The following is a 12,658-nucleotide window of genomic DNA, read 5'->3' on the forward strand; positions in this document are numbered from 1 at the left end:
CGCCCGCGCCGGCTGGCGAGACCGGCGGCGGTTCACCGCCCGCGCCGGCCGGTGACCGGCTTACGCTGACCCTCGTGGACGTTGCCGTCGCGGTGTCGGACCTGGTGAAGGTCTACAAGGCCGGTCGTGCCCCCGCCGTGGACGGGCTGAGCTTCACGGTCCGCCGCGGCGAGGTCTTCGGCCTGCTCGGGCCCAACGGCGCGGGCAAGACCACGACGGTGGGCGTCCTGACCACCAGGGTGCGGCCGACGTCCGGCGTCGCCCTGGTGGAGGGCGTGGACGTCGTCCGCGACCCGCAGCGGGCGCGGCAGCTGCTGGCCGTGGTCCCGCAGCGCAACAACCTGGACCGGGCGCTGAACGTCCGCCAGAACCTGCTGTTCCACGCCGCCTACCACGGCATGGGACGCGCCGAGCGACGCCTGCTGGCCGACGAGGTCCTGGAGCGGATGGGACTCCAGGACCACGCCAAGGCGCTGGTGGACACGCTGTCCGGCGGTCAGGCGCAGCGGCTGATGATCGCCCGCGCCCTGATGCACCGGCCGCGCGTGCTGTTCCTCGACGAGCCGTCGACCGGCCTCGACCCGCAGGCGAGGCTGTTCGTGCACGACCGCGTGGCCGCCCTGCACGCGGACGGCGTGACGGTCGTGCTGACCACGCACGACATGGACGAGGCGCACAAGCTGTGCGACCGCGTCGGCATCGTGGACCACGGCAAGCTGCTCACCCTCGACACCCCCGACGCGCTCACCGCGACCCTGCCCGGCAGCACGACCCTGAGCGTCACGGTGAGCCTGAACGGGACCGGTCCCGAGCCGGTCACCCGGGCCCTGCTCGCCCTGCCCGGCGTGCGGCGCGTCGAGCACGTGGCCGACGCCGGCCTGTTCCGGCTGTTCACCGACGTCACCCCGGCCGCCGCGCTGCCCGACGTGCTGCGGACGCTGGAACGCCTCGACCGCGCCGTCACGGACCTCGCGATCGGCACGCCGAGCCTGGAGGACGTGTTCATCCACCTGACCGGACGGGACCTGCGATGACGACGACCGCCACCCGGACGTTCGCGGCCCTGCTGTGGCGGGACGTCTTCGTGACCGGCCGGGAGCTGCCGAGCTTCCTGGCGCAGGTGATCATCCAGCCGTTCTTCATCCTGTTCATCTTCGCCAAGGTGCTGGGCGACATCGGTTTCGTGCAGGGCGACTTCGCCGCGGTGCTGCTGCCCGGGATCGTCGCGATGAACGGCTTCCTGGGCGCGTTGCAGAACACGACCCTGCCCCTGGTCCTGGACTTCTCGTGGACCCGCGAGATCGAGGACCGGCTGCTCGCGCCGATCCCGATCCCGCTGGTGGCGGTGGAGAAGATGGTGTTCGGGGCGTTGCGCGGGTTGCTGGCGGCGGTGCTGATGGTGCCGATCGGGTTCCTGATGCTGGACGTGACGTGGCCGGTGTCCGGGTTGCCGGTGGCGCTGCTGGTGGTCGTGCTGGGGTCGCTGGCGGGGGCGGCGGTCGGGATGGTGATCGGCACGTCGGTGTCGCCGCGGCACATCACGGTGATGTTCGCGGTCATCCTGACGCCGTTGCTGTTCACCGGTTCGGCGCAGTTCCCGTGGCGGGAGCTGGACGGGCTGCGGTGGTTCCAGGTGGTGTGCGCGCTGAACCCGTTGACGTACGTCAGCGAGGGGACGCGGGCGGTCCTCGCGCCGGACGTCCCCCACATCCCGCTGTGGACCTGCCTGGTGGTGCTGGTGGTGTCGATCGCGACCTTCGGCGCACTGGGCATCAAGGGCTTCCTCCGCCGCGCCCTGGACTGACAGCGCCCCGACTGACCGCGCCTTTGGACTGACCGCGCCTTTGGATTGACCGCGCCCGCGGGCTGCGCCCCCCGGTTCCATCCTCCCACCGGGGTACGACAACCCGCCCCACCCGCCGCACCTGGCCGCACCACCGGCCCGCCGCGCCGCCCGACCCACCGCCGCCCACCCCACCGCCGCCCACCCCACCGCCGCCCGACCCAGGCCGCGCGTCACCCAAAAGCAGCCCGGAGCAGCGAAGAGGGCTCCCCGCCGCAGCGAGGAGCCCTCTTCAGCGCACCGTCAGGAGTTGTAGTCCTCCAGCATCTCGGTCACCAGGGCCGCGATCGGCGAGCGCTCCGACCGCGTCAACGTCACGTGCGCGAACAGCGGGTGGCCCTTCAGCTTCTCGATCACCGCCGCCACCCCGTCGTGCCGCCCCACGCGCAGGTTGTCGCGCTGCGCCACGTCGTGCGTCAGCACCACCCGCGAGTTGGCGCCCAGCCGGGACAGCACCGTCAGCAGCACGTTCCGCTCCAGCGACTGCGCCTCGTCCACGATCACGAACGAGTCGTGCAGCGACCGGCCGCGGATGTGGGTCAGGGGCAGGACCTCCAGCATGCCGCGGTCCATGACCTCCTCCACCACGTCCTGGCTGACCAGGGCGCCGAGCGTGTCGAACACCGCCTGCGCCCACGGCTGCATCTTCTCGGTCTCGGAACCCGGCAGGTACCCGAGCTCCTGCCCGCCCACCGCGTAGAGCGGGCGGAACACGACGACCTTGCGGTGCTGGCGGCGTTCCATGACCGCCTCCAGACCCGCGCACAGCGCGAGCGCCGACTTGCCGGTGCCGGCTCGTCCGCCCAGCGAGACGATGCCGACCTCGGTGTCCAGCAACAGGTCCAGGGCCACGCGCTGCTCGGCGGACCGGCCGTGCAGCCCGAACGCCTCCCGGTCGCCGCGCACCAGCCGGACCCGCTTGTCCGGTGTCACCCTCCCCAGGGCGCTGGACGTGCCGGCGAGCATGCGCAGCCCGCCGTGGCACGGCAGTTCCGCGACGTGGGCGATGTCGTGCTCGGTCGGGTCGATCGTGCCGTCCCGGTAGAGCGCGTCGACGACCGACTGGTCCACGTCCACATCGGACATTCCGGTGTAACCGGACAGGGTGACGTCGTGGGCGCGGTACTCCTCGGCCGCCAGGCCCACCGCGCCGGCCTTCACCCGCAGCGGCATGTCCTTGGTGACGAGGGTGACCTGCTCGCCCTCGGCCGCGAGGTTGAGCGCGCAGGCCAGGATGCGGGCGTCGTTGGAGTCCGTGCGGAAACCCGCGGGCAGCACCTCCGGGTCGGAGTGGTTCAGCTCGACGCGCAGCGTGCCGCCGACGTCGCCGATCGGGACCGGGTGGTCCAGCCGGCCGTGGCGCAGCCGCAGGTCGTCGAGCAGGCGCAGCGCTTCCCGGGCGAACCAGCCCAGCTCCGGGTGGTGCCGCTTGCCCTCCAACTCGCTGATGACCACCAGCGGCAGCACGACCTGGTGCTCCGCGAAGCGGGCCATGGACAGCGGGTCGGACAGCAGGACGGACGTGTCCACCACGTAGGTATGGGAGGTCGGCGCACCCCGGCGCCGGGACGTGCTGCGCGATGAGCCTGAGGAACGGCTCGCGGGTCGTCGTGCGTTCACGGCAACTCCTTCACGAACGCGGCACCCGCGTCCGCTCCTCGCTGGGCCAGGCACCACCCCGATCGGGCGACACGCCGTTCAGGCGCACCGCCCACGAGGGCCGGGTGCCGGCCCCCTCGCGCTCGCTACAGCCACGATCGGAGCCTCCCTGCGCGGCCCGCAGTGGTCGCGGCCCGCCATTTCGGAAGTTACCTGCGGAAGTACCCATCTTGCAGGCAGCCACACAGGTGATTCGCCAATTCGTCACGTGGCCGCAAAACCGCGGAAAGATCACGCCGATTGCGGCAACCGGCCGTCACCCACCGGCAACGCGCTGTCGTCCACGCAGCTCAGCGGGGGTACACCACTCCCCGCAGCGACGGTCACGAAGCGTCGCGCGGCAGCCACGAGACCCCTTCGCTCAGGTCGCGCCGGAGCGTCGCGGGCACCATCGGCTCGTCCAGAAGTCTCAGGTACCTCTCAGCCAGCGTCTCACCAGCCGGACGCAGGTCCAGCCACGCCCGCACCAGCCGGGCGCCCTCGACGTAGGTGGTCGTGTAGGCCCGCCACAGCGGGTCGGCGAGGAAGCGGACCATGTGCCGCGCCCGCCGTTCCGGCACCAGCAGCCAGCGGCGCAGGTAGGCCACCACCTCGTCCTGGGACGCGCGCCGGTCGTGCAGCATCAGCGCCGCGTCCTGCCGCACGGTGAGCAGCCCGGCCGCCGCCGCCTCGACCCGTTCGGCCTGGTCACCGTCCATGCGCAGGCCCAGGTCGCGCAGGATGTCGGCGGTCCAGCGGCCCCAGCCGGGCCCGACCACGGCGTGCAGGCCCAGCTCGGCCATGCCCTCCGCCATCAGGCACTGGGGCGTGTTGATCAGGAAGATGCCCTGCTCCAGGTGGCCGCGCTTGCCGACCAGGCCGACCTCCTTGCGGCAGTGCTCGGTGTGGTGGCCGGGGTAGGACTCGTGCGCGACCAGGTGCGGCAGGTTGGACATGCGGTGGCCGAGGTCGGCGTTGATCGCGACCCGGGACCGGAAATCACCCAGGTAGTAGTTGAACCCGCTCCACGGCTTGTCGCCGACGACCTCGTACTCCACGACCTCCCGCGGCGGCAGCGCGAACCGCTCGCGGACCAGGTCGCGCAGGGCGCTGGACAGGGCGTGCACCGCGCCCCTGAGCCGGCGCGGCGGGACCTCGTCGGCGGCGCGGTGGTCGGCCAGCCGCTCGGCCAGCGACCCGCCGCCGGGCAGGGCCTCGTCCAGCAGGGCGTGGGCGCGGCGGTAGGCGTCCTCGTCACCGGGGCGGACCTCGACCTGGAAGTAGGCGCGGACCTCCGCCACGAACGGCACCCGCACGCCGGCGAGCTTGCGGGCGGTGCACTCGACGGCGGTCAGGTGGGCGTCGAGGAAGCGTTTGCGCTCCGGCGCGAGGTCGGTGCCGGGCAGTTCGCGGCGCAGCAGGGCGGCGTGCCCGGCGAGCGTGGCGGGGTGCGGGCGCGGCTCGTCGGCCACGGCCCGGCGCAGGGCCGGATCGCCCGTGTAGGAGTCGACCAGGCCTGGGTGGAGCCGGTCGAGGCGCAGCCCGAGCAGGAGGTACTCCCGCACCAGCTCTCCGGCGTCCATAGGTGCGGGAGCCTACGTCAACCAGGAACAACGATCGCGCGCCGGCTCAAAACCGGTATTCCGCGAAATTCAGCCGATGGAGCGAAACAGCGTCCGAAATTCGCTCAAAAGTATGGCGTTGGTAGAGACCGGCAGACACCTATGGGTATGGTCCACACCCGGAAGCCGCACCACACATCTCCCGCGTGCTTCCGAACTCTTCGGACGTTACACCTCAAGGAGAATTCGCGTGTTCAAGAAGGCAGCGGCGGCGACCGCGATCACTGCGGCTCTGATGGCCATCGGTTCCCCCGCGTTCGCCAACGACGACATCGACGTGACCGAGCAGGTCGGCCTCGTGAACCTCGAGGAAACCGACATCGTCGAGCAGCTCAACGTCTGCGACATCTACGTCATCGGCGTCGAGGTGAACGTGGTCCCGATCGAGAGCCCGACCTGCGAGAACGAGGACGTCGACGTCGAGATCGACGGCTGACCTCGGCACTGCGGGCACCTCTGACAAAGCCCGCGAAGTCGGAAGGGGCGGTGGCGGCGAGCCCGCGCCCCGCCCCTTCGACTGCCACCCCCTGTGCTCCACCCACCGGCCACGACGTTCTTGTCGTCGGAACGGCAAAACACCAAGGGAGTAGTTGCATGCTGAAGAAGGTTGGCGCTCTCGCCGCCATCACCGCCGGAATGCTGCTCACGGCTTCCCCCGCTTTCGCGGGCGAGCCGGGTTCCGACGACATCGACCGCGTTACGGGATACGCCCGCGATGTGGACGACATCGACCACACCCACCAGGTCGGCCTCGTGAACATCGACGACTCCGAGATCCTGGACCAGATCAACGTCTGCGACATCTACATCATCGGCGCCGAGGTGAACCTCCTCCCGATCGCCAGCCCGACCTGCTCGAACAGCGAGGTCGACGTCGAGGTCGACGAGGACCACGACCACCACCACCACGGCGACCACCACTGGGACCACCACTGATCATCGCCGGTTTTACCACGGCCGCCCGATCCGGATGGATCGCGAAGGCCGAAATTGACCGGAACAGGCGATAGATCACGAAGCCGCGTCACACGATGGTGTCGTCGGCACTCCGCCGGACAGCCGGTCGCGTAACTTTTCACCTTGAGGACCCCAGCGTCCGGAGATCCCCGAAGACTCCGGAAGGTTCGGGGGAAATCCCGACACGAAGGAGATTCAAGTGCTGAAGAAGGCAGGCGCTGTCGTCGGCGTCGCGGCGGGCCTCTTGATGCTCGGCTCCCCCGCGTTCGCCGCCGGCGAAGGCTTCCAGTGGAACAACGGCCCGCTGCTGAGCGCTCTGAACGGCAACAACGTCAACGCGGTCGTGGGTGTGTGCGGTAACAACGTGGGTGTTCTCGGCGCCGCGGTGCCGATCAACTCGCCGTACTTCATCGACAACTGCGCCGCCGGCGGCATCGTCGACGGCGACGACGTGAACTTCTACGGCGAGAACGACGGCGACTGACAGTCGTCACACCAAACCCGCCAGGGGCGCTGACCGGTACCCATTCCGGTGGCGCCCCTGGCGTTTCTCGACAACTCGTGAGCGCGCCACGCACCCTTCACACGATGGTGTTAGCGAGCGCGCCACAGCACGCAATCTTCGATAGTTTTCGCCCGTTCGGACCATTACCTAAGGAGACCTGACGTGCTGAAGAAGGCAAGCGCCATCGCCGGCATCGCGGCCGGCTTCATGCTGCTCGGTTCGCCCGCGTTCGCCGCCACCGGAGTTCCCGGCGGCTGGGAGGAGGGCGGCAACAGCGGTCCCCAGATCAACAACGGCGGGTTGCTGTCCGCCGTCAACGGCAACAACGTGAACGCCGTGGTCGGCGTGTGCGGCAACAACGTGGGCGTCCTCGGCGCCGCGGTGCCGATCAACTCGCCGTACTTCATCGACAACTGCGCCGCCGGTGGTGTCGTCGACGGTGACGACGTCAACTTCTACGGCGAGAACGGCTGATCCAGCCGACTTCGAGGGGGCGTCCCGCGGGACGCCCCCTTTCGCGTTCAGCCGCCGAAGCGGCGGTGTCGCAGGGCGTTCAGCCGCCGAAGCGGCGGTGCCGCAGGGCGTAGTCGCGCAGGGCGCGCAGGAAGTCCGTGCGGCGGAACTCCGGCCAGTACGCCTCGCAGAACCAGAACTCCGAGTGCGCCGACTGCCACAGCATGAACCCGGACAGCCGCTGCTCACCCGACGTGCGGATCAGCAGGTCCGGGTCGGGCTGGCCCGAGGTGTAGAGGTGCTCGGCGATGTGGTCGACGTCGAGCACCTCCGCCAGCTCCTCGATCGTCCCGCCCGACTCGGCGTGCTTCTGCAGCAGCTTGCGCACCGCGTCCGCGATCTCCTGCCGCCCGCCGTAGCCGACGGCGACGTTGACCTCCAGGCCGGTGCGGTCGCGGGTGCGCAGGGACGCGGCGGACAGGCGTGCGGCGGTCTCCGTGGGCAGCAGGTCCAGCGCGCCGACGTGCCGGACGCGCCACTGGTTGCCGGGCTCGGCGATCTCGTCGACGATGTCGCCGATGATGTCCAGCAACGGCCCGAGTTCCTCGATCGGCCGGTTGAGGTTGTCCGTGGACAGCATCCACAGGGTCACCACCTCGACCTCGGCCTCGCGGCACCAGTTGAGCAGTTCGAGGATCTTGCGCGCGCCGACGCGGTGGCCGTGGACGACGTCGGTGAAGCCGGCCTCCTTCGCCCAGCGCCGGTTCCCGTCGAGGACGACGCCGACGTGCCGGGGCCGTTGTTTCCCGTCCAGCCAGCGGTTGAGCCGGTACTCGTAGCCTTTGAGGAGGACGTTCTTGACCCGTTCGCGAAGACCCACGCTGGAAGAGCGTACGCCGGGTGGGGGCGGTCACGTCGTCGCCCGCCGGCCTGCCCCCCTACGGTCCCGTAACCTCGGGCGGGTGACGACGTCGACGATCCCCGAGCCGCCGGCACCGGCACTGCGCCCCCGCCTGCGCGGCTGGCTGCACTTCTGGTCCTTCGTGGTGTCCGTCGCGACGGGCGCCACCCTGATCGCCCTGGCCGCCGCCACCGTCTCCGCGAAGGCGGCGCTGGCGACCTCCGTCTACGGCGCGACCGTCGTCGGCCTGTTCGGCGTGAGCGCCCTGTACCACCGGGTGAACTGGACGAGCGTGAAGGCGCGCACGTGGATGAAGCGCCTCGACCACTCGATGATCTTCGTGTTCATCGCGGGCACGTACACGCCGTTCGCCCTGCTGGCGATGGAACCGGCGACCGGCAACGTCGTCCTGGCCGTCGTGTGGCTGGGCGCGCTGGGCGGCGTGACCCTGAAGCTGGCCTGGCCGCACGCGCCGCGCTGGCTGGGCGTGCCGATCTACATCGCCCTGGGCTGGGTGGCGGTGTTCGTCCTGCCGGACCTGCTGCACCACGTGGGCGTGGCCGCGCTGGTCCTGCTCCTGGCCGGCGGCCTCCTCTACACGGTCGGCGCGGTCTTCTACGCGTCGCGCTGGCCCAACCCGTGGCCGAACGTCTTCGGCTACCACGAGTTCTTCCACGCGGCGACGGTGCTGGCGGCGCTCTGCCACTACATCGCGATCTGGTTCGCCATCTACTCGTGACGGCCGGCGCGTCGCTGAAGCCCTACCGGTGAAGAGCGGCGGCGAGGTCGTCAGCGGTGGTGACGGGGCGGTCGCAGACGTAGCCGCGGCACACGTACGCCGCCGGGCCGCCGTCGACCAGCGGCCGGTCGGCCAGCAGCGGCGCGGAGTCCGGGTCGCCCGCGACCACCACGCCACCGCCGTGCACGCCGCGCCACGCCGTCGCCACCAGCGCCGGGTCGCCGCCGACGACCGCCACCTGCACCGGCCCGTCCTCCAACGCCTCCGCCACGGACAGCCAGTGCCCCGCGAACCTCGGCTCCCGCGCCGCCAGCAACCCGGCCCGCGCCACCGCCGCCTCGGCCGCCGCCCGGTACTCCGCCGCCCGGGGCGCGCCCAGCACCGACGCCGTGACCAGCGCCGACGCCAACGATGACGCCCCGGACGGGCTCGCGTTGTCCGACGGGTCCGACGGCCGCTGCACCAACGCCTCGGCGTCGTCCGCGGTGTCGTAGTAGACGCCCGGCTCCGACCCGGCGAAGCGCGCCAACGCCGTGTCCAGCAACGAGCACGCGGCGGTCAGCCACCGCGCCTCCCCGGTCGCCTGGTGCAGCGCCAGCAGGCCGTCGGCGAAGCAGCCGTGGTCCTCCAGCACGCCCGCCGCCGTGCCCGCCACACCACCCCGGGACGTCCGCAGCAACCGCCCGTCGACCACGTGCAGGTCCAGCAGCAACGACGCCGCCCGCGCCGCCGCCTCGACCCAGCGGGGCTCGCCGAACACCGAGCCGGCCTCGGCCAGCGCGGTGATCGCGAGGCCGTTCCACGCCGTCACGACCTTGTCGTCCAGGCCCGGCTGCGGACGCCGCTCCCGCGCCTCCAGCAGCGCGGCGGCGATCTCCGGCACCGGGTCGCCGAGCATCCGCAGCGTGGACGCGCCGTGCTCGAACGTCCCCTCCTGGGTCACGCCGTACAGCACGGCGGCCCGCGCGCCCTCGACCGGCCCGAGCACCTCGGCGAGCTGCGCGGGCGTCCAGACGTAGGTGAGGCCCTCGACGCCCTCGGTGTCGGCGTCCAGCGACGCGGCGAACCCGCCCTCCGGCGTGGCCAGGGTGCGCAGCAGGAACTCGGCGGTCTCGCGCACCACCCGCGCGTACCGCGGCGACGGGTCGCGCCGGCTCAGGTGGGTGTAGACGCGCAGCAGCAGAGCGTTGTCGTACAGCATCTTCTCGAAGTGCGGCACGACCCACTCGGCGTCCACGCTGTAGCGCGCGAACCCGCCGGCCAGCTGGTCGTACAACCCGCCCGCGGCCATCGCGTCGCACGTCGCCCGCGCCATGGACAACGCCTCCACCGACCCGGTCCGCTCGTGGTGGCGCAGCAGGAACTCCAGCACCATCGACGGCGGGAACTTGGGCGCGCCGCCGAACCCGCCGTTCGCCCGGTCGAAGTGCCCGAGCAGCGACACCACCGCGCCGGACAGCACCTCGGAGTCCACAGTGGACTGCGGTAGCGGTTTGAACGCCAACTGGGACACGATGCTCGCCGCCGACTCGCGCACCTCCGCGCCCTGCTCGCGCCACGCGTGGTCGATCGCCTCCAGCACCTGCCGGAACGACGGCATGCCGCGCCCCGGCACGGGCGGGTAGTAGGTGCCGGCGTAGAACGGCTCCCCGCCCGGGGTCAGGAAGACGGTCATCGGCCACCCGCCGTGCCCGCTCAGCGCCTGCGTCACCGCCATGTAGACCGCGTCCACGTCCGGGCGCTCCTCGCGGTCCACCTTGACGTTGACGAAGTGCGCGTTCATGTACTCGGCGGTGACCTCGTCCTCGAACGACTCGTGGGCCATCACGTGGCACCAGTGGCAGGCCGCGTACCCGACCGACAGCAGCACCGGCACGTCCCGCTCGCGCGCCTCCGCGAACGCCTCCGGCGACCACTCGTGCCAGTCCACCGGGTTCTCGGCGTGCTGGAGCAGGTACGGGCTGGTCGAGGACGCGAGCCGGTTCGTCATGCGTCCACAGTAATTCCCACGCGGCGCGCGGACCGGTTCGATCACACTGGGCCGGTGGAGACCACCGAGCGCCTGCCCAACGACCTGCGGCACCTGACCGGCCCGTTCGACGTGGTGGGGGACGTCCACGGCTGCCGGGTCGAGCTGGCGCACCTCCTGCGGGAGCTGGGCTACGAGGTGGCCGAGGACGGCGCCGCCCACCCCGACGGCCGGACGGCGGTGTTCGTCGGCGACCTGGTGGACCGCGGGCCGGACACGCCCGGCGTGCTGCGGCTGGTGATGGGCATGGTGCGCGCCGGCACGGCCCTGTGCGTGCGCGGCAACCACGACGACAAGCTGGCGCGGGCGTTGAAGGGCCGGGACGTGACGGTCGTGCACGGCCTGGAGAAGTCGCTGGCGCAGCTCGCGCGGGAGAGCGCGGAGTTCCGCGCGGAGGTGCTGGAGTTCCTCGACGCGCTGGTGCCGCACTACGTGCTGGACGGCGGTGACCTGGTCGTGGCGCACGCTGGCCTGCCCGAGCGTTACCACGGGGTCGAGTCGGCCAAGTCCCGCGCGCTGGCCGTGTGGGGGCAGAGCACCGGGGCGCTCGACGCGCGCGGGTTCCCGGTCCGGCACCCGTGGTTCGAGGAGTACAGCGGCACCGCGACCGTCCTGTATGGACACACGCCGGTCGAGGAACCGGCGTGGGTCAACGGAACCCTGTGCCTGGACACGGGCTGCGCGTTCGGCGGGGCGCTGACCGCGGTGCGCTGGCCGGAGCGCGACCTCGTCTCCGTGCCGGCCCGCCGGGTGTGGTACCCGCGTTGAGCCGCGGCTCGTGTGGCCCCTTCGGGCCGCTCCGGTCCGCCGGGTCCTAGTCGTCCTTCTTCGGGGTGTCCTCGGGCGGGTCGAAGGACGCCGGGAGCTTGCGCAGGTGCTTGTTCATCGAACGGACCAGGAAGAACACCGCGATGAAGAACAGCACCAGGATCAGCAGGCCCAGCGGGGAGGACTTGCCGAAGTCCTCCTGCTGACCGCCGGGGTCCTTGGTGGTCGAGGGCTGCACCAGCACCATCGCCGTCGTCTGGTCCCAGGGGACCGGGTTCACGCCGTCACCTTTTCCCTCACGCCCGCGAACAGGTCGTCCTCGGGCAACGTGCTGTCGACCAGCGAGCGCGCCAGTTCGTACTCCTCCGTGGGCCACACGGCGCGCTGCATCTCCAGCGGCACGGCGAACCAGCGGCTGTCGGGGTCGATCTGGGTCGCGTGGGCCTTGAGGGCCTCGTCGCGGACCGGGAAGTACTCGGCGCACTCGACGCGGGTGGTGACCCGTTCGATCACGTCGGGCTTGTCGGCGTCCCAGCCGGCCAGCCACTCCGCGTACGGGGACTCCTGGCCCTGCTCGACGAGCGCCTCGTGGAAGGCGAGCAGCTTGGCGCGGGAGAAGCCGTGCGAGTAGTACAGCTTCAGCGGCTGCCACGGCTCGCCGGCCTCGGGGTGCAGGTCCGGGTCGCCGGCCGCGTCCCAGGCCGCGACGGACACCTCGTGGCAGCGGATGTGGTCGGGGTGCGGGTAGCCGCCGTTCTCGTCGTAGGTGACGATCACGTGCGGGCGGAACTCGCGGATGGCCGCCACGAGCGGCGGGACCGACTCCTCCAGCGGCGTCAGGGCGAAGCAGCCCTCCGGCAGCGGCGGCAGCGGGTCGCCCTCGGGCAGGCCCGAGTCGACGAAGCCCAGCCAGCGGTGCTGGACGCCGAGGATCTCGGCGGCGCGCGCCATCTCCGCGCGGCGGACCTCGCCCATGTTCTCCAGGACGTCCGGCCGGTCGGCGAGCTTGGGGTTCAGGATGCTGCCCGCCTCGCCGCCGGTGCAGGTCACCACCATGACCTCGTGCCCCTCGGCGACGTAGCGCGCCATCGTCGCGGCACCCTTGCTCGACTCGTCGTCGGGGTGCGCGTGCACCGCCATCAGGCGCAGCTTCTCAACCATGACGGTGGTGGTCCTCCCTCGGGCCCTGCTGAACGGGGCCGC

13 protein-coding genes and 1 pseudogene are annotated in these 12,658 nt (G+C 71.4%); 8 read left to right on the forward strand and 6 right to left on the reverse strand.

Annotated features, from left to right (window positions below):
- Window positions 1-74: 74 nt before the first annotated feature.
- Both ABD126_RS05700 and ABD126_RS05705 read left to right on the forward strand, forming a co-directional pair.
- On the forward strand, window positions 75-1,034 hold the full coding sequence (locus ABD126_RS05700) for an ABC transporter ATP-binding protein (protein ID WP_343932562.1): 960 nt from the start codon (window positions 75-77) through the stop codon (window positions 1,032-1,034).
- The gene (locus ABD126_RS05705) at window positions 1,031-1,804 is read left to right on the forward strand and encodes an ABC transporter permease (protein ID WP_343932563.1); all 774 of its coding nucleotides are present in this window, start codon (window positions 1,031-1,033) and stop codon (window positions 1,802-1,804) included. Before ABD126_RS05700 ends, ABD126_RS05705 begins: the two co-directional genes overlap by 4 nt.
- A gap of 282 nt (window positions 1,805-2,086) precedes the next feature.
- Here the strand turns inward: ABD126_RS05705 and phoH2 are convergent, their stop codons facing one another.
- Complete coding sequence (phoH2, locus tag ABD126_RS05710) at window positions 2,087-3,376, reverse strand: RNA 5'-3' helicase PhoH2 (protein WP_343932564.1); 1,290 nt, start codon at window positions 3,374-3,376, stop codon at window positions 2,087-2,089.
- A gap of 449 nt (window positions 3,377-3,825) precedes the next feature.
- Window positions 3,826-5,064 (reverse strand): DUF885 domain-containing protein, encoded by a 1,239-nt coding sequence (locus ABD126_RS05715; RefSeq protein WP_343932565.1) that lies wholly within the window; start codon window positions 5,062-5,064, stop codon window positions 3,826-3,828.
- A 229-nt stretch (window positions 5,065-5,293) separates the two neighbouring features.
- Here ABD126_RS05715 and ABD126_RS05720 point away from each other — a divergent pair, with 229 nt between their 5' ends.
- From ABD126_RS05720 to ABD126_RS05735, 4 genes are all read left to right on the forward strand, one after another.
- Complete coding sequence (locus ABD126_RS05720) at window positions 5,294-5,539, forward strand: hypothetical protein (RefSeq protein WP_343932566.1); 246 nt, start codon at window positions 5,294-5,296, stop codon at window positions 5,537-5,539.
- 158 nt (window positions 5,540-5,697) lie between these two features.
- Window positions 5,698-6,039, forward strand: a complete 342-nt coding sequence (locus ABD126_RS05725) for a hypothetical protein (RefSeq protein ID WP_343932567.1) — start codon at window positions 5,698-5,700, stop codon at window positions 6,037-6,039.
- Window positions 6,040-6,259: 220 nt separating this feature from the next.
- Window positions 6,260-6,544: a hypothetical protein gene (locus ABD126_RS05730; protein ID WP_343932568.1), complete on the forward strand. Its 285-nt coding sequence runs from the start codon at window positions 6,260-6,262 to the stop codon at window positions 6,542-6,544.
- Between the two features lie 183 nt (window positions 6,545-6,727).
- Entirely contained in the window at window positions 6,728-7,039 is a 312-nt protein-coding gene (locus tag ABD126_RS05735; RefSeq protein ID WP_343932569.1) for a hypothetical protein, read from the forward strand.
- A gap of 79 nt (window positions 7,040-7,118) precedes the next feature.
- Here the strand turns inward: ABD126_RS05735 and ABD126_RS05740 are convergent, their stop codons facing one another.
- Window positions 7,119-7,898 carry an isoprenyl transferase gene (locus ABD126_RS05740; protein ID WP_343932570.1) on the reverse strand — a complete coding sequence of 260 codons (780 nt, stop codon included), beginning with the start codon at window positions 7,896-7,898 and terminating at the stop codon, window positions 7,119-7,121.
- Window positions 7,899-7,980: 82 nt separating this feature from the next.
- On the opposite strand from ABD126_RS05740, the gene trhA reads away from it, so the two are divergent.
- Window positions 7,981-8,658: a PAQR family membrane homeostasis protein TrhA gene (gene trhA, locus ABD126_RS05745; RefSeq protein ID WP_343932571.1), complete on the forward strand. Its 678-nt coding sequence runs from the start codon at window positions 7,981-7,983 to the stop codon at window positions 8,656-8,658.
- A gap of 22 nt (window positions 8,659-8,680) precedes the next feature.
- Here the strand turns inward: trhA and ABD126_RS05750 are convergent, their stop codons facing one another.
- Complete coding sequence (locus ABD126_RS05750) at window positions 8,681-10,648, reverse strand: thioredoxin domain-containing protein (protein WP_343932572.1); 1,968 nt, start codon at window positions 10,646-10,648, stop codon at window positions 8,681-8,683.
- Window positions 10,649-10,714: 66 nt separating this feature from the next.
- On the opposite strand from ABD126_RS05750, the pseudogene ABD126_RS05755 reads away from it, so the two are divergent.
- Window positions 10,715-11,446 (forward strand): annotated as a pseudogene (locus ABD126_RS05755) (metallophosphoesterase); the annotation flags it as partial.
- 55 nt (window positions 11,447-11,501) lie between these two features.
- Here the strand turns inward: ABD126_RS05755 and ABD126_RS05760 are convergent.
- Together ABD126_RS05760 and mca are read right to left on the reverse strand one after the other, a co-directional pair.
- A complete protein-coding gene (locus tag ABD126_RS05760; RefSeq protein ID WP_121231430.1) occupies window positions 11,502-11,702 on the reverse strand; it encodes a hypothetical protein in 201 nt (66 codons plus the stop codon).
- 29 nt (window positions 11,703-11,731) lie between these two features.
- Entirely contained in the window at window positions 11,732-12,616 is an 885-nt protein-coding gene (gene mca, locus ABD126_RS05765) for a mycothiol conjugate amidase Mca (protein WP_343932573.1), read from the reverse strand.
- Window positions 12,617-12,658 lie beyond the last annotated feature (42 nt).

Source organism: Saccharothrix mutabilis subsp. mutabilis (genome assembly GCF_039521145.1).
GTDB lineage: Bacteria > Actinomycetota > Actinomycetes > Mycobacteriales > Pseudonocardiaceae > Actinosynnema > Actinosynnema mutabilis.